A 24529-nucleotide genomic window follows, 5' to 3' on the forward strand; every position below is an offset into this window, starting at 1 on the left:
GGTGTTGCCTGCCCTTCTCTTCCACTGAGCGAAAGATCGTTTCCTCGATGCAGAAGCTAGGTCGCACGGAAGGGCCTGGTCAACGATTACCAGTGGGTAGTTTTCAATGATCGATCATTTTCGGGCGTGATCGGCGTAGTCCATGACGTGCAGCTCCATCAATCGCCCCAGGTGCGGATCGCCCCGGCGCAGGCCCTCGACGAGCTCCTCGTGGTCCTCGGCGTTGTCGTGCAGTTCCGTGCGCAGCAGGCCGAGCGACAGCCGGGTCCAGGCCTCCACGCCGAGCCAGTCCCAGTGTCGGATCAGTACGGGGTTCCCGCAGGCGTGCACGATGGCACGGTGGAACGCCACGCCGTGCAGGGCCTGTTCATCCGCACTGCCCTCGGCGGCCGCGCGCCGCATGGCCAGCAGATGGCCCTCCAGGGCGGTGACGTCGCCGGCCAGGCGCGGCGCCGCGAGCGCGACGGCGCGCCGCTCCAGCGAGGCGCGCACCTGGTAGACGTCATGGAGCTGATCCACGGTCAGCTCGCACACTCTGGCTCCTCTGTTGAGTGCGTACGTCACCAGGCCCATGTTCTCCAGTTCGCGCAGCGCCTCGCGCACCGGTGCCTGGCTGACGTCCAACTCCAGCGCGATCCGCCGCTCGACGATCCGGTCGCCGGGTTCCCAGCGCCCCGCCACCAGACCTTCGAGGACGAAGCGGCGGACCTGCTCGTGCAGCGGGACACGGGCGAGGGGAGCGGTGGACGGGGGAGTGGACAAGGTGGCGCTCCTCGGGTCAGGTCTTCGGCTCGGGCTGTTTGAGCAATGATCGATCATTCGCTACCGTACTCGCACCCGACGGTTCCGGCAGCGTCCGGAACAGCAGCCAGCTCAGCAGCGGCATGAGGACGAGCGGCGTCAGGGCGGTGCGCAGCGACGTGTGGTCGGCGACGGTGCCGATGAGCGGGCTGGCCAGGCCGCCGATGCTCACCGTGAGACCGAGGGTGATGCCGCTCGCGGTGCCGACGCGCGAGGGCAAGTAGTCCTGCCCGAGGGTGACTTGCAGCGAGAACGGGACGTACAGACCGGCCGAGGTGAGCGCCAGGAAGACGTACAGCACCGGTCCCGGCACCCACACCACGCCCGCCACCGACCCGGCCGTCATCAGGTACGACCAGCGCGAGACGGTGACCCGGTCCCAGCGGCCCGCCAGCGCGCCGCCCAGGACGCTGCCGACCGCGCCGCCCACGTAGAGCACGAACAGGGCCGCGGTGCCCGCCGCCTTGCTGCCGCCCATGCGCTGCGTCGCGTACAGGGACACGAAGGTGCTCAGGCCCGTGAACACGATGGAGCGGCACACCACCGCGAACGACAGGCGGACGAACGCCGGCACGTCGTCCCTGGCGGGGGCCTGCGTGGTGGCGGACGAGGTGGTCTCGCGCCGCCCCAGCGCGCGCAGCACCGGCAGGCAGATCGCGGCGCCGGCCGCCGCGGGCAGCACCAGCAGCGGAGTGAACCGCAGCCCGCCCGCGGCGACCGCGGCGGCGACGAGCAGCGGGGCCAGCGCGAAACCGACATTGCCGCCGAGCGAGAACCAGGCCATCGCGCTGTGACTGCCCCGGCTCGCGAGCCGGGCCAACCGCGCCGACTCCGGGTGATAGGCGGCCACACCGATTCCGGACACCGCGACGACGGCGAGCGTCACCGCGTACGAATCGCTCACCCCGCTCAGCGCGATGCCCACACCCGCGAGCAGGGTGCTCAGCGGCAGCAGCCACGGCATCGCCCGGCGGTCGGTGAGCAGGCCGAAGACCGGCTGCGCCACCGACGACAGCAGCGAAGCCGCGAGCACGATGCCGGACACGGCGGCGTAACTGTAGGCGCGTTCGGCGACGAAGTACGGCACGAGCGAGGCGACGGCGCCCTGATAGACGTCCACGCAGGCGTGCCCGACGGAAAGCAACGGAATGGAGGAGTTCTTTCGCACCGGGCCATCGTCGCGAGCGGGCTCGCTGTCGCGCTTCCGATAACCTGCCAGACAATGCCGAAGAACCGCCACGCCGTCCGACACACCCCCGTGGCCCCCACGTACACGAGGCACATGCCGCACGGGGCCGAGATCGACGCGCACCGGCACGACGACCACCAAATCGTCTACGCCGGCCGGGGCGTCGTCGCCGTCACCACCGACGCCGGGTCGTGGGTCGCGCCCGGCACCCGCGCACTGTGGGTGCCCGCCGACACCGTGCACGCCCACCAGGCCCACGGCGACGTGGAGTTGCACTTCGTGGGGCTGCCCGCGACCGAGAACCCGCTCGGCCTCGACACCCCGGCCGTGCTCGCCGTCGGCCCGCTGCTGCGCGAGCTGATCGTCGAGTACACGCGCACGCCCGAGGGCGAAGACCCCGAACGGGCCCGGCTGCGCGCGGTGCTGCTCGACCAGCTCAAGCTGTCACCGCAGCAGCCGCTGCACCTGCCGACGCCGACCGCCCCCCTGCTCCGCGCCGTGTGCGACCTCCTGCACGCGGATCCGGCCGACCGCCGCACCCTGGCCGAACTCGGCCGGGAGGTCGGGGCGAGCGATCGCACCCTGTCCCGGCTCTTCCGGGCCGACCTCGGCATGACGTTCCCGCAGTGGCGCACCCAACTGCGCCTGCACCACGCGCTGATCCTGCTCGCGGACCGCACACCGGTGACGACGGTGGCGAACCTGTGCGGCTGGTCGTCGACGAGCGCGTTCATCGACGTGTTCCGCCGCGCGTTCGGACACACGCCGGGTGCGCACTAAAGCGTGTTGCGCAATGCCGCGTTCGGACAGGTCAGGGCCGCAGCGCGTCCGAGATCGACTTGACGCCTCCGTGGGCGGTGAGCCCGCCGTCGACCGGGATCTCGGCGCCGGTGATGAACGAGGCGGCGTCCGACAGCAGGAACACCACGACCGGGGCGACCTCGTCGACACCACCGGTACGGCCGAGCGGTGTCTCGCGGAGGACGCACGGAACGCGGGCGCGGCAGACGCCGTCATCTCCGTCTCGATGTAGCCGGGGTGGACGGTGTTGACCCGGATCCCCCGGGGCCCGAGTTCGAGGGCGGCGCTCTGCGACAGGCCACGCAGCCCCCACTTGCCGGCCGTGTACGCCACCGGGTACCGTCGCCCGGTCGCGGTTGGCCTCCACCACGTACGCGTAGAGCGTCGACTCGCTGGTCGGACAGTAGCCCGCGATATGGGCGGGGCCGCCGTACGCCAGGTCGGTGCGGGGCACCCCGGCCGGGCGGGGTGCGGCGGTGCGCCAGATGGCCATGCCGGTGGGCCGCGGCCGGTCGGGGATGCCGATCGCGGCGCGGGTCGCGGAGCCGAGGCCGTCGGCGGCGATCACGAGGTCGTAGCGGTGCTCGCCGCCGTCGCCGAGCCGCACGGACACGCCGGTGCCGTCGTTCTGGAGGCTCTCGGCCGTCGTGCCGAGCCGCACGGTGGCGCCGCTCGCACGCACCGCGTCGCTGAGGATCTCCTGCAAGCGCGGCCGCTGCATGCCGACCGTCGCGGGCAGGTCGTCGCCCGTGCGCAGATCGTCCTGGACGTGCAGCACCGTGCCGTCGGGGGCGGTGATGCCCACCGAGCCGAAGCCGTAGCCGGCGGCGTCGATCCGCTCCCACACGCCCAGGTCGCGCAGCACCCGCAGCGCGTTGCCCTGGAGGGTGATGCCGGATCCGGCGCCGGCGTTCCAGCCGGCCTTCGCCTCGACGAGGTCGACGGACACCCCGGCGCGGCGCAATAGGATCGTGGCCGCTGCCCCGGCGGCCCCGCCGCCGATCACGAGGACCCGACGAGAGGACGTCATGAAGTGAACTCCTATGCTTCTGCGCCTACTTGACGGCGATCGGATTGACCGGGAGCCGACGGCCCCGGTGATGGGCAACGGCGCGGCGCTCAGCCAGAACTCGTACACCCCGTCGCGCGCAGTCCTCCGCGAGCCCGTCCAGGTCCGGACGGCCGGGGAGGCTCCGCCTACGTGCACGACCGGCTGAAGGTCGGCGACCGGGTACCGTGATCCCCGAAGGCTCGAAGATCCTCATGTTCCTGGGCGCCGCGAACCACGACCCGGACCGCTGGACCGACCCGGAGCGCCTCGACCTCACCCGGGACTCCTCCGGCCACGTCGGCTTCGGCATGGGCCTGCACCAGTGCGTGGGCCAGCGCGTCGCCCGCCTGGAGGCGGAGGTGCTGCTCACGGCGCTCGCCCGCCGTGTCGAGTCGTTCGAGTTCATGGCCGAGCCCCGGCGGCACGCCAACAACACGCTGCGCGCCTGGGAGTCGCTGCCCGTGCGCGTCAGGACCGCCGCCTGACGGTCCTGCGGCCTCACTGCCGCGGTGCCGAGGCCAGCTCGTCGCGCAGCAGTGCCACCTCGCCGACCTGACCCGTGCGATACGCGGCCCGCGCCACCAGATGGGCCGCGACCGCGCTGGTCAGCAGCTGGAAGAAGGCGACCAGAGCGAGCGTGCCCAGGTCGACGCCCGAGCGCAGCCGCAGCGCGACACCCGCCACGAGCAGCAGCATGCCGAGGGTCTGCGGATTGGTCGCGGCGTGGCTGCGGGTCAGTACGTCGGGCAGTCGGAGCATGCCGATGACGCCGGTCAGGCAGACCGCCGCGCCGAGGAACAGCAGCGCGGAGCCGGCGAGATCGGTGACGTCGTGCCAGTTCACGGGCGCTCCTTCTCGAGGGAGATGATGCCGGACCTCGGCCGGATCCCGGGCCGGTCGCGCGCCGCGATGAAGCGCGCGATCGCCACCGAACTCGTGAAGCCGAGGAAGGCGATCACCAGCATGATCGACAGGTAGTAACTGGTGCGTGTGATCGCGGCGTTGACCCCGATCCCGGCGATGATGAGCACGGCCGCGATGTCGACGGACACGGCCCGGTCCAGCATCGACGGGCCGCGCCAGATCCGCACCAGGAGGAGCGCGCCGGCCAGGACGATCAGCACCAGCGCGCCGTTGAGCAGGATGTCGTTGGCCAGCTTCATGCGTTGGGCGCCCTTTCCTCGGGAGCGGTGAGTCGGGCGATTTCGTCCCGCGTCCCGAAGGCCCGTACGACGAGGGTCTCCAGGCGTCGCACGTCGGCGCGGGCCCGGTCCACCGCCCGCGGGTCGTCGGCATGCACGACGTGCAGGAAAAGGGTGGCGGTGGAGCCGTTGACCTCCACGAGCGCGCCACCGGGGACGCTGGACACGGCGACGGCGGTCGCCGCGATCATCAGGTCGGTGCGGCAGCGCAGCGGCACCGCGATCACGGCCGCGGGCCCCGGCTTTCCGTGCAGCGTCTGCCAGGTCACGGTGACCGTGGACGAGGTCATGTCGTACAGGAGGTAGCCGGCGAGCCGGACGATGCCGACCGGGCGCAGCCGCAGGTCGAGTTCGACGGCGGGCAGCGGGAAGACCAGGCACAGCACGATCGCGACCACCACGCCGCTGATGACGTTGCCCCAGCTCAGGCCCGTCCACAACAGCGTCCAGATGACCGTGAGCCAGGCGATCAGTGGCAGGTCGATGCGGCGCCAACGGGTCTTGTGTCCGGAGGAGTTCACTGGTCGAGCACCGCCTCGACGTAGGGCGTGCGGGAGAGGAGTTCGGCGGCCGAGCGGTCGGCGAGGCCGGTCAGCGGGGTGGCCAGTAGGGTGTAGGAGAGGCCGAGGACGACCGCGGCGGCCGTCGCCGCGGTCATGACGCGCGGCACACGCATCGTGGTGCGTACGCACACGGCGGTCGCCACCGCGGCGCCGCCGCCGCTGTCCTCCGGCGCCGAGTCCGGATCGTCGCTCTCCTCCAGCACGTCGTCCTCGGACGGGGGTTGGGCGGGGGCCGCCCGCCAGAACACCAGGTTCCACACCTTCGCCATCACGTACAGGGTCAGCAGGCTGGTCACGGCGGCCGCGGCGAGCAGCGTGTACGACCACACACCGCCGGCCGCCGCGCCCGCCCGCATCAGGCCCAGCTTGCCGAGGAACCCGGACAGCGGCGGGATCCCGGCGAGGTTCATGGCGGGCACGAACCAGAGCGCGGCGAGCAGCGGCGCCGAGCGCATCGTGCCGCCCAGTCGTGTCAACTCCGTTGTCCCGTACCGTTTTTCGAGCAGTCCCGCCGCCAGGAACAGCGTCGTCTGCACGGTGATGTGGTGCGCCGTGTAGACGATGGCGCCGCCGATGCCGCCCTTGGTGCCCAGCGCGAGCCCGTACAGCATGAAGCCGATGTGGCTGACGAGCGTGAAGGACAGCAGGCGCTTGAGGTCGGTCTGGGCCACCGCGCCGAGGATGCCGATGATCATCGAGGCGAAGGCCACCGCCATCAGCGCGCCGGAGAGCCGGTTGCCGGGGAAGAACAGGGTGTCCGCGCGGATCATCGAGTACACGCCGACCTTGGTGAGCAGTCCGGCGAACACCGCCGTCACCGGTGCGGGCGCCGTCGGGTATGAGTCGGGCAGCCAGGCCGCGACGGGGAACGCCGCCGCCTTCACCCCGAACACCGTGAGCAGCAGCACCTCCGCCAGCGTGCTGACTCCCAGCGGGAGTTCGGGCATGCGCTGGGCGAGCTGCGCGAAGTTCACGGTGCCCACCGCCGCGTAGGTCACGGCGATCCCGCACAGGAACACCAGGGACGAGACGAGGGAGACGACGACGTACGTCGATCCGGCCCGCACCCGTGGCTCCGTGGCACCCACCGTGAGCAGTACGAAGCTGGCCATCAGCATGATCTCGAAGCCGACGTAGAGGTTCACGAGGTCGCCGGCGAGGAACGTCAGTGACACCCCGGCGACCAGGACCAGATACGCGGGGTGGAAGACGGCGATTGGCGCCCGTTCCTCGCGGTCGGCCATGCCCTGGCTCATCGCGTAGATCAGGACGATGAAGGTGACGGCGCCGGACACCAGGAGCATCAGCGCTGCCAGGCGATCGGCGACGAGAGTGACACCGAGCGGCGGCCCGAAGTCTCCGAGATGCACCACGAGCGGTCCCGTGCGGTCGGCCTCGACGAGCAGGACGACGTCGACGGCGACGACCGCCGCGAGCACCCCGACGGTGATCAGCCGGTGCAGCCAGCGAAGGCGTGGCCCGATGAACAGGGTCAGCCCGCACACCACGAGGGGCAGCACGACGGGCAGCGGGACGAGGGCGTTCACCGGGTCTCCTCCGGGCGGGTCTCGGTGGGCTCGGCCGGGTCGGCGGCGGACGCCTCGGGCGGGTCCGCGCCCAGGACGTCGTCCCACAGGTCGCCGTCCGCGTCCCGGGCGCGGGCCTGGTAGGCGCGGTCGGCACGCAGCCTGCGGCGCTGCTCTCGCCGCTCGTCGCGCCAGGCGCTCGGGCCCTCGCCGCGATGGCGTTCGCGCAGCTCGGCCCGCTCGGCGGAGATCTCCGCGCGCAGCACCACCCGCCGGTCCGCGATGTCGTCCGGCACGAAGTCCGAGCCGGTCAACTGACTGCTGCGGTACGCCATCGCGAGCACGAACGCCGTGGTGGCGAGCGTGATGACGACGGCGGTGAGGATGATGGCCTGCGGCAGCGGATCGGTCACCTTGGCCGCGTCGACGCCCGGGTACAGCAGCGGCGGGAATCCGGCCGCCCCCGTCGAGGCGAGGACGAAGAGGTTGACGCCGTTGCCGCACACGATGATGCCGACGAGGACCCGGGTGAGGCTGCGCGTGTGGATGAGGATCCCGCCTGCGCTGGTCAGCACGACCGCGCAGACCAGCAGGGTGAGACTGACGGTCACGAGTTCTGTGCCTCCCCGGCGAGCGCGAGACTCGCCCTGTACTCGGTCTGCTGGTCGATCTTCGAGCCGAGCGCCCGTACGACGTCCAGGACCACGCCGAGGACCAGCAGATACACGCCGAGGTCGAAGACGACGGCGGTGCCCGCGTGCCAGTCGCCGATCAGCGGCAGGTGGCCGTGCCAGGTCCAGGCGTGCAGCACCGTGCCGTCGGCGAGCCCGACGAGCGCGACCGACGTCGAGAGCGTCAGGCCGAGCCCGGTGAAGAAACCGGGGTGGACCGGCGCCGCCACCGCCAACTCGTGCCGCCCGCCCGCCAGATAACGGATCGTCAGGGCAACACCGGCGACGAGCCCGCCGACGAAGCCGCCGCCCGGCAGGTTCTCCGCGCACAGCAGCAGATACACCGACAGCATCAGGATCGGGTGGAAGACGAGCCGCGCCACCACCTCGAAGACGACCGAGCGGTGCTCAGGGGCGAGCGTGTCACCGGCCACCAGCCAACTGCGCTCGGGGGCGCCCTGCTGGTACTTGGCGGGCACCTTCAGCTTCGAGGTGGCCAGCGACCATGCGGTCACCCCGCCGGGCAGCCGGGGCGGTGGCGCGGTCGCCCGGCCCTGGCGCCGGTGCACGTAGAGCAGGCTCGTGACACCGAGCACGGCGACGGCGAGCACGGCCGACTCGCCCATGGTGTCCCAGGCCCGGAAGTCCACGAGGATCGTCGCGACGACGTCCTTGAGGCCGTGGTGCGCGGTCTCCTCGATGTGCGCGGCGCCCGCGGGCTCCGCCGTGCGCGCGCCTGTCGCCAGCCACACCGAGAGCGCCACCGCGACGCTGCTGCCGAGCGCGAGCAGCATGCTCACACCCCAGCGCCAGGTCCGCTGCGTGTCACCGAAGAACACCGGCAGACGCCGCAGGACGAGGACGAGCACCACGGTCGACACCGTCTCCACGCCGAACTGGGTGAGCGCCAGGTCGGGCGCGCCCTGCACCACGTACAGGAGCGCCGTGCCGTACCCGGTCAGGCCCGCGAGCACCGCCGCCTTCATGCGCCGCTGCACCACCAGGCACATCAGCGCGCAGGCACATGTCAGCGCGCCGACGCCCGCCTGCATCGGGTGGTCCCACAGGCGCGGCGCGGGGGCGGCACCCCAGGGCCGGTCGGTGGCGAGGACCGCGAGGAGCCCGACGAACATGACACCCAGGACCGTCGCCACGTACGAGGGCAGCGAGCCCTTCTGCACCGCGCCCGTGATCTGGAGCGCGGAGCGTTCGAGGCCGAGGACGGTGCGGCCGAACGCCTCGTCCGCCTTCGGCCAGGCGAGCCGCCGCCCGAACCGAACCACCGGCTCCCGCGCCAGGAACAGCACCGCGCCGCCCGCCCACGCGAGCACCGACAGACCGAGCGCCGTGCCGAACCCGTGCCACAGCGCCAGGTGGTAGGGGTGCGCGGGGACCGGGTACTGCTGCGCGTACTGCTCGAAGAGGTGTGCCGTCCAGCCGATGCCCGGTCCGAACAGCAGACCCGCGAGGGCGAGCAGTGCGGGCGGCGCCAGGAAGGCGGCCCCGACGCGGTGCACGGGTGTGTCCGCGACACCGGGCTTGCGCGCGAACGCGCCCCACAGGAAGCGCAGTGTGTACGCGGTGGTGAGCGCGGATCCGACGACGATGACGGCGAGCACCCACCGCTCGCCGACGCTGCCGTGCAGCAGCGCGTCGAACGCGGCCTCCTTCGCGGCGAACCCGAGCAGCGGCGGAAGCGCCGCCATCGACGCGCCCGCGAGAACGGCGGTGCCGGCCACCCAGGGGAGCAGCCGCCCCACACCCGAGAGCCGTCTGAGGTCACGGGTGCCGCTCGCGTGGTCGACGATCCCCGTCACCAGGAACAGCGGCGCCTTGAACAGGGCGTGCCCGAGGATCACCGCGATGGCGGCGAGCGCGGCGTTGTACGTGCCGTCGCCCGCGAGCACCATCAGGAAGCCGAGCTGGCTGACGGTTCCGTAGGCGAGCACCAGCTTGAGGTCGTTGAGCCGCAGCGCGCGCCAGCCGCCGAGCAGCATCGTCAGCGCGCCCAGGGTAAGGAGCACGGGACGCCACGGCGCGACATGGGCGAAGGCGGGAGCGAACCGCGCCACCAGGTAGACGCCCGCCTTCACCATCGCGGCGGCGTGCAGATAGGCGCTGACCGGGGTGGGCGCCGCCATCGCGTTCGGCAGCCACATGCTCAGCGGCCAGATCGCCGACTTGGCGAGCGCCCCGCACAGGATCAGGACGAGCGCGGCCGACAGCGTGCCGCTCGCGGCGGGCGGCGACTGAAGGATGTGCGAGATCCGGTAGGTGCCCGCCAGGTGACCGAGCATCAGGAAGCCGACGAACATCGCGAGCCCGCCGACCGAGGTCACCGTCAGGGCCTGCAGCGCGCAGCGGCGGCTGGCGCGCTTCTCGCTGTCGTAGCCGATGAGCAGGAAGGACAGGACGGTGGTGAGCTCCCAGAACAAATAGAGGGTCATGAGGTCGTCGGCCAGGACGAGCCCGAGCATCGCGCCCGCGAACGCGAGGAGGTTGCCGCCGAACGAGCCCAACTGCCGGGCGCCGCCGTCGAAGTAGCGCACGCAGTACAGCAGCACGAGCGCCCCGATGCCGACCGCGAGCAGCACCATCACGAGGGACAGTGCGTCGAGCCGGAACGCGATCTCGACGTCGTAGTCCCTGATCCACCACCAGGCCTCTTCGCTCGCCCCGCCGCCGCTCACCTCGCCCCAGCGGGACAGCGCCCACCCGAGGGCGGCGGCCGGCGGCAGCGCGAGCAGGACGAACGCGCGGGACCCCACCCGGCGGATCAGCGGGGCGGCGCAGAGCGCGACGACGAAGTGTGCGAGGACCAGTGCGGTCATACACGATACATATCGGGTGAAAAGGCGTACGCCGGGTGGGGCGCGCCGGGGGAGCCGCACCCGGTCCGCGACGGGGCGGGGCGCCGTGTGCCGTCAGCGCGGAGCGGGCTACTGCGGAGCCTCCGGCTTCATGCGTACGGGGAGGGCGGTGTGCCCGTTGCTGATCAGCGTCGGGTACGGCGCAAGCTCTGCCACGGGGACGGCGAGCTCGATGCCGGGGAAGCGGTCGAACAGCATGCGCAGCGCGGTCTCGACCTCCAGGCGGGCGAGCGGGGCGCCCAGGCAGAAGTGCACGCCGTGGCCGAACGCGAGGTGTTCCATGGAGGGGCGGGTGGCGTCGAACGTGTCGGCCATGGCTGCTCCTTCGTGGGGAGGGTTCGCCCCTGAGCCTCCCGCCGGGGTGCGGGTGCGCCCAGGGGGTGTTCTCGGCCATGCGGATGCCGGTGGCGGGAGCCGTTCCCACGCCTCGGGGCGCTGCCCCGGTCTTTCAAGGCGTCGCGGCGGTCGGGCGAAATGCCGCCACCACCCCGCCGTCCACCAAGAGGTCCGTGCCGGTGACGAACGAGGCCGCCGGGGAGAGGAGGAACGCCATCGCCTCCGCGATGTCGTTCGGGGTGCCCGCGCGACCCGTGCCCGAATTCTCGATCATCGCGCGCATGTGGGAGCCGGACTCACCGGCGAGTTCGGCGCGCCCCATCCGGGTCGAGATGACGCCGGGGCTGACCGAGTTGACCCGGGCGCCGCGCGCGCCCCACGCGAGCGAAGCCGCCTGCACCCGCAGGTGGTTGGCGCGCTTGGCGAGCGCATACGCGGCGCCGGGGTCCGCCAGGGCATCGGGCCGCAGGAACGGCAGGCCGAGCAGCTCGTCCGTGGGCGTGGAGCGGAGCGCGGCCTCGACCTCGGACGGCAACGGCGCCATGTGTCCAGCCATGGACGCGATCACCACGCCCGCGCCGCCCTCCGCGACGACCTTGCCGAACTCCTCCAGAACGAGGGCCACGCCCAGCAGGTCCACCGCGAGCACCGCGGCCGTGGGTGCCTGCACCGGGGACAGGCCCGCGGTGTGCGCGACCTGCGTGACGGGGCCGAGCGCCGCGCACTGATCGGCGAGCGCCGCGACCGACGCCCGGTCCGAGACATCGACCCGTACGGGGGTGACCTCGTACCCGTCGGCCGTCAGCTCGTCGGCCGCCGCGTCGAGCGCGTCCGCGTCGAAGTCGGCTGCGACGAGCCGGGCCCCGGAGCCCTGACGTCGGGCGATCTGCATTCCCATGCCACCGACACCGATGACGACGACCACGGGCTTTGACATTCTCTTCCTCCTCGTTGATGTTGATCAGGCCGGTATTGCGCTGCATTACGCTGCCAACGTGACGAAGCCCTCCGAGCCCGACCGGGCCCGCCCGGCCAACCAAGGCCGGCGGGTCGCCGCCCGCAATCGCGCCGCCCTCATCGCCGCCGCCCGTGAGGTCTTCGCCGAGCAGGGGCTGAACGCGCCGCTGTCGACGGTTGCGCGCCGGGCCGGGGTCGGGCAGGGCAGTCTGTACCGGCACTTCGCCGACCGGGTGGCTCTCGCCTCCGCGGTGCTCGACGAGAACGTGCGGCAGATCGAGACGGCCGCCGCCGAGCCGGACGCCACCCTCACCTCCGTGCTCGGCGTCGTCACCTGGCACATCACCCGCTCCACAGCCTTCGTCGACCTGCTGCGCGTACGCGGGGGCGACGAGCAGGGCCGCGAGCTGTCGGCGCGGGTGCGCGGCGTGCTCGACGGGTGCGCACCCGCCGGGCGCGGACTGTCCGCCGACGAGCTGATGCTCGCCATCGCGATGGTCTCCGGCGCCGTCGCGGGCCCCACCCTCGCCGAGCGCGAGCGCCTGGCACTCGCGGCCTGGGGGCTGCTCGGCGTCGAGGTGGGTCCGCTGCGCTCCGTCGACCTCGAAGAGGACTGAGCGTCAGCCGCCGTTGGACAGGCGGATGCCCTTGGCCAGCGCGTCGAACTCGTAGACGTATCCGCCCTTCGGCCCGCTGACCGTCATGTACGCGGACCGGCCGCCCGGCGTGATCGCGACATTGGTCGCCGACTGGAGGCCCACGGCCTCCTTCGCGGGAACCTCCACCGTGCCGAGCCGCTCGCCGTACTTGCTGAAGACCGCCATTGCGGGGCGGCCGTGCAGCGCCTGGTAGAGATTGCCCTTGGCGTCCACGGCGATGGAGTCGGTCTGCGCGACGCCGCCGTCGACGTGAATGGCCTCGTGCTGCGTCGTCACCTTGGTCCGGTCGGCGTCGAGCAGCAGGTACGAGACGGTGTCCTTGGCCAGTTCGCTGATCCACAGGCCCTTCTGCTCCGGGTCGAGCATCACGCCGTTGGGGTGCGCGAGCCTGTCGGCGAGGACCGTGGCCTTGCCGCCGTCGCGGTCGATGCGCACGATGCGGCCCTCGGCCTCGCCCGTCTTCATGCCGTGCAGATCGCTGACGTAGAGGTTGCCGTCGTCGTCGAACGCGATGTCGTCGGGGTTCATCGGGGACCCGTCGACCTTGCCGGAGAAGAACGTGTGCGGAGCCGAGCCGTCCTGCGCGATGCTGACGACGTCGCCCGACTGGTACTCCGTCAGATACACGCGGCCGTCGTGCGGGCTGATCTGCGCGGAGGTGTAGGCGCCGGTCTTGTCGGTGTAGACGCCCTTGTGGGCACCGGTCTTCACGTCGACGGAGATCACCTTGGGCTCGCCGGGCGGGGCCGTGACGTCCACGAGTCGCAGGTCACCGTCCTTGGCGAGGACCGGGCCTTCGAGCAGCGTCATGCCGGTGGCCTTGTGGGGATCGGTGACGTGGGAGACCTGGGTGGCGCGGATGGTGTGTCCCTCGCCGGAGGCGGGGGCGGCGGGGCGCGCGTCCGAGGTGTCGGCGGTCTGCGTGCCACAGGCGGTGAGGGAGAGGAGGCCGAAAGCGGCGAGAGCGGCGAGCGTGTGCGTTCTGGTGGGCATGTGGGGGTGAGCCTTCCTTGCTGGGATGGGGGGGGCAGGTCCGGTTGCTTGGGGCCTCAGCGGCGAATGAGCGGCTTTTCAAGCCCCTGCGGCGATTGAGCAGCGGGGTCCGGGGCAGCGCCCCGCGACCTCGGCCACGGTCGGGCCGAGCGATCACGCCACCGACCAACCCCCGTCCGACGGCAGCACGACCCCGTTGAGGTTCACCGCATCCCGGCTGAGCAGAAACGTGACGGACGCCGCCAGCTCCTCCGCCATCGCGAGACCGGGGATCGCCACCCGCATCTTCGCGGTGCGCGCCGAGCCGAACGGCGCGCCCGCCGGGACCTCGATCCCCGTGGCGACGGCGCCCGGCGCGACCGCGTTGACCTGAACTCCCGTCCCCGCGTACTGGTACGCCGAGGACTTCGTCAGGCCGACGAGCGCGTGCTTCGACGTCGTGTACGCGGCGCCGGCCGCCGAGCCGCGCAGCGCCGCCTCGGACACGATGTTCACGATCCGGCCGCCGCCCGCCGCGAGCATGCCCGGCACGACGGCGCGCATCAGGTACATGGGGCCGTCGACGTTGATGCGCATGACGCGCTGCCAGATCTTGTCGTCGACCTCGTGGACGGCGGCGTCGTCGTCCATGACGCCCGCGACGTTCGCGAGTGCGTGCACGCGTCCGCCCGCCGCGGCGAGCACGGTGTCGGCGGCCGTGGGCTCGGTGATGTCCGCGGTGACCGGCACGAGCGCCTCGCCCAACTCGGCGGCCAGGTCGGCCAGTTTGTTGCCCGACACGTCGACGCCGACCACGCGGCCGCCCTCGCGCACAACACGCGAGGCGACGGCTCTGCCAATGCCGGAGGCGGCGCCGGTGACCACGACGGTCTGGCCGGAGAAGCGGCCGGAGGTGATCTGCTCGGTCCACGGTTCGGGGGCGCCGATCTCGATACCGGGGTCGGCGGGCGTGGCCGCGGGGGCGGCCGGGGGAGCGGTGGGCAGGCCCTCGGGGATCTCGCCGGTCTCGGCGGCCGTGACCAGCACGCCCACCAGCTCCGCGGGGAACTTGCCGCCGGACATCTGCACGAGCTGCTCCAGCGGCAGGCCGAGGGCAGGCGCCAGGGCCTCCTCGCTCTGCCCCTGCGAGGCGAGCATGCCGCGCAGGATCTGGCCGGCGGCCGGGTCGGCGAGCCAGTCGCGCAGCGGGGAGGCGGGGGTGGGATTCGACATCGAGGGCCTTTCGAGTCGTGGCACGTCGGGTTCACGTCGGGTTCATGTCGGGCTTCACGTCGCGGTCGGACCGCACCGGACCCCTACCGGACAATGTTGTCCGGTTGTTGGGTTACGGTACCCGTGACGGTGCGGAAGTCCCAGCGAGGACCTCCCTCCGCCGCATGTCCCCCCCCACGAGAGGAAGCCGTCGCATGACCCTGCCGAAGTGCGCCACGCCACCGACCCCGCAGGAGACGGCGGAGCTGCGCGAGCGCTACCGCGCCGAACGCGAGCGCCGCGTCCGCCCCGATGCGACGGCCCAATACCGTTCCACTACCGCAGAGTTCGGCTACTTCGCCGCGGACCCGTACGCCGGAGACATGCCGGAGCGCGCGCCGCTGAGCGACGAGGTGGACGTCGCGGTCGTCGGCGGCGGGTTCGGCGGCATCCTGGCGGGCGCGCGGATGCGGCAGCAGGGAGTGGCGAAGGTCCGGGTGGTCGAGCAGGGCGGCGACTTCGGCGGCACCTGGTACTGGAACCGCTACCCCGGCATCCACTGCGACATCGAGGCGCACGTCTACCTGCCGATGCTGGACGAGACCGGCTACGTACCCGAGTGGAAGTACGCGCCGGGCGAGGAGATCCGGCGCCACGCGGTGCGCATCGCCGAGCACTTCGACCTGTACGAGCACGCGCTCTTCTCGACCGCCGTCACCGCCCTGACGTGGGACGAGGCCGCCCAGAACTGGCTCGTCGCGACGGACAGGGGCGACGCATTCCGCGCCACGTACGTCGTCACCGCGACCGGCACCCTCTCCGAGCCCAAGCTGCCCGGCATCCCCGGCATCGAGGACTTCAAGGGTCACACCTTCCACACCTCGCGCTGGGACTACGGTTACACCGGCGGCGGTCCCGAGGGCGGCATGACGGGCCTCGCCGACAAGCGGGTCGGCGTCGTGGGCACGGGCGCCACCGGCGTCCAGGCGATCCCCGAACTGGCTGAGGATGCCCGGCAGTTGTACGTGTTCCAGCGCACGCCGTCCGCCGTGGACGTGCGTGGGCAGCGGCGCATGACGTCGCAGGACGTCGACGCGGACCGCGCCGGCTGGGCGAGCGAGCGCCGCGAGAACTTCCTGCGGATCGTCTCGGGCGAGGACGCCGAACGCGACCTCGTCGACGACGGCTGGACGGAGTCGGCGGCCCTCCTCGAAAAGCTCCTCCCGAGCTTCCGCCGCGACGGCGAACCGGACTTCGAGGCCGCGTACGAGGCCGCCGACCACGCCACGATGAACCGGATCCGCGACCGCGTCGCCACCGAGGTCACCGACCCCGCGACCGCCGAGGCCCTCAAGCCCTGGTACCGCTACGCCTGCAAGCGCCCGACGTTCTCCGACCTGTACCTTCCCGCCTTCAACCGCGAGAACGTGACACTCGTGGACACCGCGGACACCCACGGCATCGAGCGCATGACGGAACGCGGCGTGGTCGTCGGCGGGGTGGAATACGAGATCGACTGCCTGATCTTCGCGACCGGGTTCTCGGTCGGCGTCTCCGGCGTCACGTCGGGCAAACTCCCGGTGACGGGCCGCGACGGCATCCAACTCCTCGACACTCTGGCCGAGTTCGGCCCCCGCACCCTGCACGGCTTCACATCCACCGGCTTCCCCAACCTGATCCAGCTGGGCCCGATGCAGAACTCCTCCAGCGTCAACTTCAGCCACATCCTCGACGAACAGGCCACCCACGCCGCGGCCCTCGTCGCCGCGGCGGAGCACGACGACGCGCTCCTGGAACCGACCCCGGAAGCGGTCGCCGCCTGGCGCGCAACCTGCGCGGACGGCGCCCCCGACCACGAGTGGTTCCACGCGGACTGCACCCCCGGCTACTACAACCGCGAGGGCCGCGGCCGCCCCAACGGCCCCAACGCGTACCCGCATGGCGCGGTCGCCTTCCATGAACTGCTGCGGCGGTGGCGGGAGGAGAGCGTGGGGGAGGTACTGCGGAAGAAGGGGTGACGGCGCCCGGATCGGATGCGTCGTCAGGTTTGACTGAAGGCGCGTCGGTAGGCCCCGGGCGTGGTGCCCATGTATGTCCGGAAGCGGCGGCGCAGGTTCACTGCCGAGGTGAGTCCGACGCGGGTGGCGATGGCTTCGACCGGCAGGTCGGTCTGCTCCAGCAGCACCCGTGCTGCGTCGACGCGTTGGCCGAGCAGCCAGTGTCCGGGGCTGGCGCCGAGTTGTTCGGTGAAGCGCCGGGCGAGGGTCCGGCTGGAGAGCCCGGCGTGTTCGGCCAGGCGGTCCAGGGTGAGTCGGGTGTCGAGCCGGGAGATGGCCCACTCCAGCAGCGGCGCCAGTGACTCGTCCGCCTTGGCTGCTGGGGGCTGTGCTGCGTACTGGAGTTGGCTGCCCTCCCGGTACGGCGGCAGGACCATGTTCCGGGCGATCTGGCTGGCGTAGGCCGCGCCGTGGTCGGAACGCACGAGGTGCAGACACAGGTCGATGCCCGCGCCGGTTCCGGCGCTGGTCGCCACGTCGCCGTGGTCCACGAAGAGCACGTCCTGGTCCAACTGCACCTGGGGGAAGGCGGCGGCGAGATGGGCGGTGTCGCGCCAGTGGGTGGTGGCACGGCGGCCGTCCAGCAGTCCGGCCTGGGCGAGGACGAAGGCCCCTGTACAGACAGCGACGATCCGCGCCCCGCGCCGGTGGGCGGCCCGCAGCGCCCCGGTGACGGCTGATGACGCGGGTGCGCCGGGCGGCTGCCAGCCGGGGACGATCACGGTGTCCGCTTGCCTCAGGGCCGCAAGGCCGGCGTCGACGAGCATCTGGTAACCGGCGGTGGTCTGCACGGGGCCGGGGTGCTCGGCGCAGATCCGGAAGCTGTACCGGGGCGGCTCGTCCTGCAGGACGGTGCCGAAGACCTCGGTGGCGCAGGAAAGCTCGAAGGGCGACTGCGGCGGGTTGAGCAGGGCCACCACCCGATGAGGGTGCATGGCAGGATTGTACCCCCAGATGTCTTTCTGGACTCTCGGCCGGACGGTCCGCACAGGACATAGTGGGCACATGAGTGGAACCACCGAAACGACAGTGCTGAGGACCGTGGTCCAGGTTGACGGCGAGCCGACCAGCTACGTGACCGCAGGGCGGCAGGACGCCCCACCCGTGCTGATGCTGCACGGTACGTACTGGAGCAGGGTCTGGCTCCCCGTGCTCGCGCCCCTCGCTGACGCGGGGTTGCGGCCCGTCGCGGTCGACCTGCCCGGACTGGGACGCTCAGGAGGCCGACTCACCCCGGAAACGGCCACGGTGCCGGCCCTCGCCGACTGGGTGACTCGATTCGTCTCCTCGTTGAACCTCCCCGGCCCTCTCGCCTTGGCAGGCCACGACATCGGCGGCGCCGTCGCCCAGCACCTCCTTGCCCGCAACCGGCTCGACGTGTCCCGATTCGCCTTGGTCAACTCGGTCCTCTACGACTCCTGGCCCGCGCCCCACGTGGCCCAATTCCGGGACTCGGACACGGGCGAGGGCGTGCTCGCCGCCCGTCGGCAGGCGATCATGAGGGTGCTGTCCGGTGTCGCCACTGAGTCATTGGTTGCGGAATACGCGGATCCGTGGACCGATGAGCGGGTGCGCCGCTCCTGGATCGCCCTGGCGGGCGCGGCCGACAATCGCTACACCCTTGACCTCGTTCCCGCGCTACGGCGGTCCGCGACGCCCAAACTGTTGATCTGGGGCGAGGACGACCTCCACGAGAAGGTGGAGTACGCCGAAAGGTTCGCCGCCGAGATGCCGCGCACCACGCTCCTGCGCATCCCGAACGCGGATCACATCCCCACGGAGAACGCCCCCGACCGGATCGGCCGCGCGCTTGCCGACTTCTTCACATCGTAGGGGGCTTCGAACTCGCAATGCGATCGCCCCGTACCGGTTCCAGATCCGCCCGGAACGAATGGTGGTCCGAGTACTCGCTCGGGTGGACCGCATGGCGTCGCGACTCGAAGCCGCGCAGGAAGATGTAGTCGAACTTGCTGTGCCAGTCCGTGGTTGTCTCGCAGGCCGCGCCGGCGTTTGGGTGGCACTCTGGGGATGCGTCCTTCGACAGGAACCACATAGGGGCGAGCTCGGGGGCGTCCGGGGTCGCGTTGAAGTCGCCCAGGGCGATGGTGCGTTCGTGGCGGGCCAGCGCCTTGGCGAAGTAGGCGATCTGTTTCTCGCGGAACGGTGCTTGTTGGCGTTGCGCGAGGTGGGTGTTGAAGACGCGGACCGGTCGGCCGCCCACCGTGGTCGTCACCGCCAAGTAGCCGCGGTCCTCGGAGCCGCCGTTCGGGTACTCCACCGTGTCGGCGTGGGCCATCGGCGTCGCCGAGAGGATGGCCTGGCCGTAGCCGCCCGGTCGCCACGGGAGGCCTCCGCAGCGGCTCCAGTTGCGCAGCACCGAGCCGTACTCGACGTGGTAGGTCAGGCCGTAGAAGGTCTTCAGGTAGGCGCGGATTTCCTCGACGTCGCGGACGCAGGCTTCTTGCAGGCCGATGACCTGTGGCGCGTACGTCGCGATGTCCGCCGCCCTGCCGAGGTTCTGGGTGCTGCCGCAGGGGTTGCAGATGTTCCACGTCATGACGCGGTTCGGAACGATCTCCTTCGCGGCGCCGACAGGGAGGGGGAGGGGTTCCGAGACGAGTGCGCCGCTGGGCGTGCTCGGGCCGATGAGTGCCACGCAGATCGCCGCCACGGCAACTGCCGTCCACCGTCTGCCCCGTCCGAACACCGGCACCGCACCTCCTCAGGGGGATCCTGTCATCGCACCGTCGTCGTCTGGAGCAGTTCGCGGGCCATTTCCCGCGCGGGCGCCTCGGTTTGTTCGGCGATGCGGTGGAACGTCTCCTGGGCGCGGCGGGCCGGCCAGTCGTGCGGGAGGTGGCAGGACGGCAGCCGGGGGTCGGCGCGGATGGTGTCCAGCCACTCGCTGACGAGTCGGAGGCGGGCGCCGAGCGGGTCGTCGGCCCCGGCACGCCCGCCCGGGCCCTCGCTCCACCGCTCGTCGAAGGCCCGGTAGCGGGCCGCGATGCTCTCCAGGTCCCAGGTGTCGCGGATCATCTCCTCGATGTCCGTGGCCACCCCGGCCGCCCCGTGGAACACCTTCACGTACGCGGTGAGCCCGAGCTCAGCGATCACCTGTGACACGTCGACGTGCCCGGGCGCGATCCACAAACCGCTGTAGAGCGTGCCGAATCCGGACCACACGAGCCGGGAGCGCAACTCGTGCCGGCGGCGTTTCCAGGCGTCCGGCAGCGAGAAGGCGAGCAGCGTCCAACTGCCGTCCCACTCGTCGTTGACCGAGCCCTGTTTCCAGATGCGGGCCCGGCCGTCGTCCAGTACGTGCTCGGCCTGCTCGGTGAGCCCGAAGTGCATGCGGCGGCCCTCGCGCCGGCGGTGCAGCAGCCCCCGGTTGACCATCCGCGTCAGCGTGGACCGCACGGCCTGTTCGCCCACGCCGACCCGGCCGAGCACGTCGATGATGCTGCCCGAGTACACATACAAGTCCCCTTCCTCCAGCACGTGGTTGCCGAAGAAGGCGAGCAGGAGCGACTGCGGACGGGGCTGTGAGATGTCCGCCGCGTCGCTGGTCGGGTCGCCGTCGATGCCGATGTGCTCCACGGGGCCAAGACTACGGGCGCCCACCGACAATGCGGCGGGCGCCCGTCCCGGCTCACCGGCCATCGGCGGGATGCGCACGGTCGTACGGCCGGAGGTACTCGGTGGGGCGGTAGGCGACATAGCGTGCGGGTCCGGACGGGTCTGCCTGCGCGGCGCGCGAGTTGAGGGCGTCCGGGTCCGTGCCGTGCCACGTCCCCGTCGCGATGCGGTCCTCCAAGGTGTGCAGCGCCGCGAGCTGTTCCGCCGCGCTGAACGTGCAGTGCCCGGCGTTGTCGGTGTAGGCCTGCCGCAGCCGGGAGGAGGAGCCGGCGGCGGTGACGGCGCGGCGCAGTGCGCTCTCGGTCTGTACGGGGACGAGCGGGTCGCCCGTGGTGTGCACGTCGAACTGGGGCTTGGCGAGTTTGCCGGTGAACGTGCTGGTGCGGCGCAGCCGGCCCACCGCCTCCGGGTCGGCGCTGATGCGCGGCGCGCGACCCAGTGTGGCAAGGTCGCCGCGCAGGGAGAGGCCCGCCTCGCGGTACAGCTCGCCGATCTCCTTGCGCACGGAGGACCGGGCGAGCAGCCGGGCGTAGTCGACGCCGGTGTTCCAGGAGGCGTTGCCGCCGGAGCGTGCCTCGGAGTCCTGGCGTCTGTTGAAGGCGGCCACCTTCAACAGGCCCTTGACGGCCGCGTACTGGTTGGCCTGTTGGGCGTTCCAGTCGTCCGGCGCGGGGCGTGCCTGCGACTCCTGGTTCCAGCCGGGGATGTTGTGCAGGGCGGCGGCGAGCGCGATACGGGCCCGCCCGGCGGGGGAGGCCTGCGCCTTGTCGACGGCGGCGACCATGGTGTCCGCCGCGCGCGTGGCCGTCTTCTGGTCCGGCAGGTCGACCAGGGGGACGTCGGAGCCCGGTGCGAGGAGGGTCTTGAGGGCGAAGACGGGGTCGAGTGTGTTGTTCCAGTTGGCGACGCCTCCGTGGACGAGACCGCACAGGGACAGCGAGCCGTCGATGCGCCCGGGGTGCCGCTCGGCGATCGCGGTGGTGACCATCCCGCCGTAACTGCGGCCCCAGGCGACGGTGCGCTGGGCCGCGCCGAACCGCTCCGTGAACGTCGACAAGGTGGCGAGCTGGTCGTCGACCGCGTCCGGCATCGCCCACCCCGTGGTGGCGTAGGACGAGCCGATGAGGGCGTAACCCTGCTTCAGGAGGAGGGACTTGGTCGCGTCGTCCGGCGCGTTCTCGGCCGGGTTGGGCGTGCCGACGTCGTTGTATCCGTGGCTGAACAGCAGCACCGTGCCGTTCCACGCGGCGGGTACGTCCATCACGTACGCGGCGCCGTTGGGCAGGGCGCCCTCCACGTGCCCGCTGTCCGGCGCGGCGGCGAGGGCCGGGGCGGGCAGGGCGGTGGCGGCCAGCGTGAGCGCGGCGGCGCAGGCGATACGTGTCCGGGAACCGGGTGTCCTCATGCGGAGGTCTCCTTGGCGGGGGTGACGGGTCGGCCGGTGGTGTGCGCGAGCGTGTCCTTGCCGGTCTCGCGGACGAACCACAACGAGAACGCGGTGATCAGCGAACCGCCGCACAGCAGTACGGCGATGGGCGTGCCGTCGCCGCTGCCCGCCACGAGGGCCCCGGCGATCATCGGGGAGAAACCGGCGCCGATCAGGGTGGCGCCCTGGTAGCCGAGCGAGGCGCCGGTGTAGCGCACGCGCGTGCCGAACATTTCGCTGAACAGGGCGCCCAGGGGGCCGTACATCATGGACTGCGCGAACCCGTGCCCCAGCACCACGGCCAGGATCAGCAGGCCGGGCGAGCGGGAGTCGACGAGCGCGAGGACGGGGAAGGCGAGCGCTGCCGAGAGCAGTGCTCCGGCGAGGACGACCGGGCGGCGGCCGATCCGGTCGGAGAGCACCGTGGCGCAGGGCAGCACGACCAGTGCGACCGACGAGGACACCGTGAGCGCGGTGAGCGCCTGCGGGCGCGCGTAGCCGATGTCGGTGGCGTACGAGATCAGGTAACTGGTCAGCAGGGACTGCGTGGTGAACGCCCCGATGCCGACGCAGCACGCCAGCAGGACGGGGCGCGGGCGGCGCAGCACATCGAGGATCGGCAGCCGCGCCGTGCCGCGCTCCTGCTTCACCTCGGCGAACAGCGGGCTCTCGACGACCTTCAGCCGTACGAACAGACCGACGCCCAGCAGCACCACGCTCAGCAGGAACGGCACCCGCCAGCCCCACGACATAAACGCGTCCTTCGGAAGCGTGACGACGAGGGCGACCACGGCGGCGGACAGCAGGGAGCCGAGCGGCGCCCCCAACTGCGTGAAACTGGACCACAGTCCGCGCCGCCGGGCCCCCGCGTGCTCGACCACCATCAGCGTGGCGCCGCCCCACTCGCCGCCGATCGCGACGCCCTGCACGACGCGCAGGGCGATCAGCAGCAGCGGCGCCCAGACGCCCACGGTGTCGTAGGTGGGCAGCAGCCCGATGAGGAAGCTGGCGCCGCCCATCAGGCCCATCGTGAGCAGCAGCATCGATTTGCGGCCCAGCCGGTCGCCGAAGTGCCCGAAGACGATGCCGCCGAGCGGTCGGGCGACGTATCCGGCGGCGAAGGTGCCGAACGCGGCGATGGTGCCGACGGCCGGGTCGGCTCCGGGGAAGAACAGCTCACCGAAGGCGACGGCGGCGACGGTGCCGTAGACGAGGAAGTCGTAGAACTCAACGGCGGTCCCGAGCAGCCCGGAAAGGGCAACTCGCCTTAGTCGCTTGGTGCGTTGGGACATTGCGGGCTCCCTGGGGCAGGGGAAGGGTGCCCGTGAAAATATGCGTGTTGGTTACTGCGGTCAATAAAGTGCACAACATCGGAAGCGGGTGAGCTGATGAGTACGTGCGTCAGTCCGGCAGCGGGCGGTTCGTCACGACGTTCTTCATCACCAGCGTCGAGTTCAGGCGCTGCACCCCCGGAAGGCGCGCGAGCTGCTGGTCGTAGAGCTGCTGAAAGGCGGTCAGGTCGGCGGCGGCCACCCGCAGCAGATAGTCCGGATCGCCGAACAGGCGCTGGGCCTGCAGCACATGGGGCACGGCAGTCACCGCTTCCTCGAACGAGGCGACGGTGTCCCGGTCCTCCCAGCCCAGGGTGACGAAGACCAGCGCCTCGAAGTCCAGGCCGAGGGCGGACGGGTCGACGACGGCGCGGTAGCCGCGGATCGCCCCGGAACGTTCGAGGTCACGCAGGCGGCGGTGGCAGGGGGAGACGCTCAGCTTCACGCGCGCGGCCAGCTCGGTGATGGTGAGGCGGCCGTCCAGCTGCAGCTCGGTAAGAATTTTCCGGTCCATGGCATCCATGGGAAAGATTCTCCCTCGGATCGGCCTGTAGCGGAGAAAAGAAGGGAACACTTGCGGGCGGATCCCGCCTAGCCTTCCTCGCGTACAACTGCACGTGAGAGGGATCGACGACACATGGACACGACCACGCTGGCGGCTTTTCTGGCCGTGGACCTTCTGCTGGTGTTCACACCGGGCGCGGACTGGGCCTACGCGATCTCGGCCGGGCTGCGGGATCGCTCGGTCGTCCCGGCGGTGGCCGGGCTGATAACCGGCTACGTGGGATACACACTGCTCGCCGTCGCGGGCCTGGCGGTGCTCGTGGCGAGTTCGACGACCCTGCTCACGGCGCTGACCGTCGCCGGGGCCGGCTACCTGGTGTGGCTCGGCTGCACCGTGCTGCGCCAACCCGCCGTGCTGACCGCCGACGAGGAGCCCGTCGGCGCCTCGCGGCGGCAGGTCATGCTGAAGGGGATCGGGATCAGCGGCCTCAACCCCAAGGCGCTGCTGCTGTACCTGTCCCTCTTCCCCCAGTTCATTCACCCGGCGACGGGCTGGCCGGTGGCCGTGCAGACCGGCGTGCTCGGCACCCTCCACATGACCGCCTGCGCCGTCGTCTACCTCGGCGTCGGTGTGCTGGCGCGCACCGTCCTGAAGACGCGGCCCACGGCGGCCCGTGCCGTGACACGGGTCTCCGGGGTGATGATGATCGCGATCGGCGGTTTTCTGTTGGCGGAACAGCTGGTCTAGGCCCGGCCCGGGGGCGG

23 protein-coding genes and 3 pseudogenes are annotated in these 24529 nt (G+C 71.5%); 6 read left to right on the plus strand and 20 right to left on the minus strand.

Going from position 1 to position 24529, the window contains the following annotated elements:
* Positions 1-114 precede the first annotated feature (114 nt).
* Together ACIA8D_RS19220 and ACIA8D_RS19225 are read right to left on the minus strand one after the other, a co-directional pair.
* Positions 115-762, minus strand: coding sequence for a GntR family transcriptional regulator (locus ACIA8D_RS19220; RefSeq protein ID WP_399233606.1), 648 nt, complete (start codon positions 760-762; stop codon positions 115-117).
* Between the two features lie 16 nt (positions 763-778).
* On the minus strand, positions 779-1969 hold the full coding sequence (locus tag ACIA8D_RS19225) for an MFS transporter (RefSeq protein ID WP_399233608.1): 1191 nt from the start codon (positions 1967-1969) through the stop codon (positions 779-781).
* Between the two features lie 54 nt (positions 1970-2023).
* On the opposite strand from ACIA8D_RS19225, the gene ACIA8D_RS19230 reads away from it, so the two are divergent.
* The gene (locus ACIA8D_RS19230) at positions 2024-2770 is read left to right on the plus strand and encodes an AraC family transcriptional regulator (RefSeq protein ID WP_399233610.1); all 747 of its coding nucleotides are present in this window, start codon (positions 2024-2026) and stop codon (positions 2768-2770) included.
* 31 nt (positions 2771-2801) lie between these two features.
* Here ACIA8D_RS19230 and ACIA8D_RS19235 read toward each other — a convergent pair.
* Positions 2802-3124 (minus strand): annotated as a pseudogene (locus tag ACIA8D_RS19235) (SDR family NAD(P)-dependent oxidoreductase).
* A pseudogene (locus ACIA8D_RS19240) lies at positions 3087-3821 on the minus strand (FAD-dependent monooxygenase); the annotation flags it as partial. The pseudogenes ACIA8D_RS19240 and ACIA8D_RS19235, both read right to left, overlap by 38 nt.
* Positions 3822-4027: 206 nt before the next feature.
* On the opposite strand from ACIA8D_RS19240, the gene ACIA8D_RS19245 reads away from it, so the two are divergent.
* The gene (locus ACIA8D_RS19245) at positions 4028-4327 is read left to right on the plus strand and encodes a cytochrome P450 (RefSeq protein WP_399233612.1); all 300 of its coding nucleotides are present in this window, start codon (positions 4028-4030) and stop codon (positions 4325-4327) included.
* A gap of 13 nt (positions 4328-4340) precedes the next feature.
* Here ACIA8D_RS19245 and mnhG read toward each other — a convergent pair whose 3' ends face one another.
* From mnhG to ACIA8D_RS19285, 8 genes and pseudogenes are all read right to left on the minus strand, one after another.
* The gene (mnhG, locus tag ACIA8D_RS19250) at positions 4341-4685 is read right to left on the minus strand and encodes a monovalent cation/H(+) antiporter subunit G (protein WP_399233614.1); all 345 of its coding nucleotides are present in this window, start codon (positions 4683-4685) and stop codon (positions 4341-4343) included.
* The gene (locus ACIA8D_RS19255) at positions 4682-5005 is read right to left on the minus strand and encodes a monovalent cation/H+ antiporter complex subunit F (RefSeq protein WP_399233616.1); all 324 of its coding nucleotides are present in this window, start codon (positions 5003-5005) and stop codon (positions 4682-4684) included. The genes mnhG and ACIA8D_RS19255 overlap by 4 nt, the downstream gene beginning before the upstream one ends.
* Complete coding sequence (locus ACIA8D_RS19260) at positions 5002-5565, minus strand: Na+/H+ antiporter subunit E (RefSeq protein WP_399233618.1); 564 nt, start codon at positions 5563-5565, stop codon at positions 5002-5004. Before ACIA8D_RS19260 ends, ACIA8D_RS19255 begins: the two co-directional genes overlap by 4 nt.
* Positions 5562-7154 (minus strand): Na+/H+ antiporter subunit D, encoded by a 1593-nt coding sequence (locus tag ACIA8D_RS19265; RefSeq protein WP_399233621.1) that lies wholly within the window; start codon positions 7152-7154, stop codon positions 5562-5564. Before ACIA8D_RS19265 ends, ACIA8D_RS19260 begins: the two co-directional genes overlap by 4 nt.
* Positions 7151-7744 carry a Na(+)/H(+) antiporter subunit C gene (locus ACIA8D_RS19270; RefSeq protein ID WP_399233623.1) on the minus strand — a complete coding sequence of 198 codons (594 nt, stop codon included), beginning with the start codon at positions 7742-7744 and terminating at the stop codon, positions 7151-7153. The genes ACIA8D_RS19265 and ACIA8D_RS19270 overlap by 4 nt, the downstream gene beginning before the upstream one ends.
* Entirely contained in the window at positions 7741-10635 is a 2895-nt protein-coding gene (locus ACIA8D_RS19275; protein WP_399233625.1) for a Na+/H+ antiporter subunit A, read from the minus strand. Before ACIA8D_RS19275 ends, ACIA8D_RS19270 begins: the two co-directional genes overlap by 4 nt.
* Positions 10636-10743: 108 nt before the next feature.
* Positions 10744-10986: pseudogene (locus ACIA8D_RS19280) on the minus strand (cytochrome P450); the annotation flags it as partial.
* A 136-nt stretch (positions 10987-11122) separates the two neighbouring features.
* The gene (locus ACIA8D_RS19285; RefSeq protein WP_399233627.1) at positions 11123-11947 is read right to left on the minus strand and encodes an SDR family oxidoreductase; all 825 of its coding nucleotides are present in this window, start codon (positions 11945-11947) and stop codon (positions 11123-11125) included.
* 58 nt (positions 11948-12005) lie between these two features.
* Between ACIA8D_RS19285 and ACIA8D_RS19290 the strand changes: the two genes are divergently transcribed.
* Positions 12006-12584, plus strand: coding sequence for a TetR family transcriptional regulator (locus tag ACIA8D_RS19290; RefSeq protein WP_399233630.1), 579 nt, complete (start codon positions 12006-12008; stop codon positions 12582-12584).
* A gap of 3 nt (positions 12585-12587) precedes the next feature.
* Here the strand turns inward: ACIA8D_RS19290 and ACIA8D_RS19295 are convergent, their stop codons facing one another.
* Together ACIA8D_RS19295 and ACIA8D_RS19300 are read right to left on the minus strand one after the other, a co-directional pair.
* The gene (locus tag ACIA8D_RS19295; RefSeq protein ID WP_399233631.1) at positions 12588-13619 is read right to left on the minus strand and encodes an SMP-30/gluconolactonase/LRE family protein; all 1032 of its coding nucleotides are present in this window, start codon (positions 13617-13619) and stop codon (positions 12588-12590) included.
* Between the two features lie 153 nt (positions 13620-13772).
* The gene (locus ACIA8D_RS19300) at positions 13773-14831 is read right to left on the minus strand and encodes an SDR family NAD(P)-dependent oxidoreductase (RefSeq protein WP_399233632.1); all 1059 of its coding nucleotides are present in this window, start codon (positions 14829-14831) and stop codon (positions 13773-13775) included.
* 194 nt (positions 14832-15025) lie between these two features.
* Here ACIA8D_RS19300 and ACIA8D_RS19305 point away from each other — a divergent pair, with 194 nt between their 5' ends.
* On the plus strand, positions 15026-16828 hold the full coding sequence (locus ACIA8D_RS19305; RefSeq protein WP_399233635.1) for a flavin-containing monooxygenase: 1803 nt from the start codon (positions 15026-15028) through the stop codon (positions 16826-16828).
* A gap of 23 nt (positions 16829-16851) precedes the next feature.
* On the opposite strand, the gene ACIA8D_RS19310 is transcribed toward ACIA8D_RS19305, so the two are convergent.
* Positions 16852-17802, minus strand: coding sequence for a GlxA family transcriptional regulator (locus ACIA8D_RS19310; protein ID WP_399233637.1), 951 nt, complete (start codon positions 17800-17802; stop codon positions 16852-16854).
* A 70-nt stretch (positions 17803-17872) separates the two neighbouring features.
* Between ACIA8D_RS19310 and ACIA8D_RS19315 the strand changes: the two genes are divergently transcribed.
* On the plus strand, positions 17873-18700 hold the full coding sequence (locus ACIA8D_RS19315; RefSeq protein ID WP_399233640.1) for an alpha/beta fold hydrolase: 828 nt from the start codon (positions 17873-17875) through the stop codon (positions 18698-18700).
* Here the strand turns inward: ACIA8D_RS19315 and ACIA8D_RS19320 are convergent.
* The 5 genes from ACIA8D_RS19320 to ACIA8D_RS19340 form a co-directional block, all read right to left on the minus strand.
* Positions 18690-19574: an endonuclease/exonuclease/phosphatase family protein gene (locus tag ACIA8D_RS19320; RefSeq protein ID WP_399233914.1), complete on the minus strand. Its 885-nt coding sequence runs from the start codon at positions 19572-19574 to the stop codon at positions 18690-18692. The two genes, ACIA8D_RS19315 and ACIA8D_RS19320, sit on opposite strands and share 11 nt — an antisense overlap.
* 29 nt (positions 19575-19603) lie before the next feature.
* Positions 19604-20464 (minus strand): PaaX family transcriptional regulator C-terminal domain-containing protein, encoded by an 861-nt coding sequence (locus ACIA8D_RS19325; RefSeq protein ID WP_399233642.1) that lies wholly within the window; start codon positions 20462-20464, stop codon positions 19604-19606.
* Between the two features lie 52 nt (positions 20465-20516).
* Complete coding sequence (locus ACIA8D_RS19330) at positions 20517-21908, minus strand: alpha/beta hydrolase family protein (protein ID WP_399233644.1); 1392 nt, start codon at positions 21906-21908, stop codon at positions 20517-20519.
* Entirely contained in the window at positions 21905-23221 is a 1317-nt protein-coding gene (locus ACIA8D_RS19335) for an MFS transporter (protein WP_399233646.1), read from the minus strand. Before ACIA8D_RS19335 ends, ACIA8D_RS19330 begins: the two co-directional genes overlap by 4 nt.
* 109 nt (positions 23222-23330) lie before the next feature.
* Positions 23331-23783: an Lrp/AsnC family transcriptional regulator gene (locus ACIA8D_RS19340; protein ID WP_399233647.1), complete on the minus strand. Its 453-nt coding sequence runs from the start codon at positions 23781-23783 to the stop codon at positions 23331-23333.
* A gap of 114 nt (positions 23784-23897) precedes the next feature.
* Here ACIA8D_RS19340 and ACIA8D_RS19345 point away from each other — a divergent pair, with 114 nt between their 5' ends.
* Positions 23898-24512 carry a LysE family translocator gene (locus tag ACIA8D_RS19345; protein ID WP_399233649.1) on the plus strand — a complete coding sequence of 205 codons (615 nt, stop codon included), beginning with the start codon at positions 23898-23900 and terminating at the stop codon, positions 24510-24512.
* Positions 24513-24529 lie beyond the last annotated feature (17 nt).

Origin of the sequence: Streptomyces sp. NPDC051684, from assembly GCF_044453445.1 — a bacterium.
In the GTDB taxonomy this organism is placed as follows: Bacteria; Actinomycetota; Actinomycetes; order Streptomycetales; family Streptomycetaceae; genus Streptomyces.

Coding starts and splice junctions, on each gene's coding strand:
- ACIA8D_RS19230 (WP_399233610.1), top strand. CDS start 2,024: ATGCCGAAGAACCGCCACGCCGTCCGACACACCCCCGTGGCCCCCACG.
- ACIA8D_RS19255 (WP_399233616.1), bottom strand. CDS start 5,005: ATGAAGCTGGCCAACGACATCCTGCTCAACGGCGCGCTGGTGCTGATC.
- ACIA8D_RS19275 (WP_399233625.1), bottom strand. CDS start 10,635: ATGACCGCACTGGTCCTCGCACACTTCGTCGTCGCGCTCTGCGCCGCC.
- ACIA8D_RS19285 (WP_399233627.1), bottom strand. CDS start 11,947: ATGTCAAAGCCCGTGGTCGTCGTCATCGGTGTCGGTGGCATGGGAATG.
- ACIA8D_RS19295 (WP_399233631.1), bottom strand. CDS start 13,619: ATGCCCACCAGAACGCACACGCTCGCCGCTCTCGCCGCTTTCGGCCTC.
- ACIA8D_RS19300 (WP_399233632.1), bottom strand. CDS start 14,831: ATGTCGAATCCCACCCCCGCCTCCCCGCTGCGCGACTGGCTCGCCGAC.
- ACIA8D_RS19305 (WP_399233635.1), top strand. CDS start 15,026: ATGACCCTGCCGAAGTGCGCCACGCCACCGACCCCGCAGGAGACGGCG.
- ACIA8D_RS19310 (WP_399233637.1), bottom strand. CDS start 17,802: ATGCACCCTCATCGGGTGGTGGCCCTGCTCAACCCGCCGCAGTCGCCC.
- ACIA8D_RS19315 (WP_399233640.1), top strand. CDS start 17,873: ATGAGTGGAACCACCGAAACGACAGTGCTGAGGACCGTGGTCCAGGTT.
- ACIA8D_RS19330 (WP_399233644.1), bottom strand. CDS start 21,908: ATGAGGACACCCGGTTCCCGGACACGTATCGCCTGCGCCGCCGCGCTC.
- ACIA8D_RS19335 (WP_399233646.1), bottom strand. CDS start 23,221: ATGTCCCAACGCACCAAGCGACTAAGGCGAGTTGCCCTTTCCGGGCTG.
- ACIA8D_RS19340 (WP_399233647.1), bottom strand. CDS start 23,783: ATGGATGCCATGGACCGGAAAATTCTTACCGAGCTGCAGCTGGACGGC.
- ACIA8D_RS19345 (WP_399233649.1), top strand. CDS start 23,898: ATGGACACGACCACGCTGGCGGCTTTTCTGGCCGTGGACCTTCTGCTG.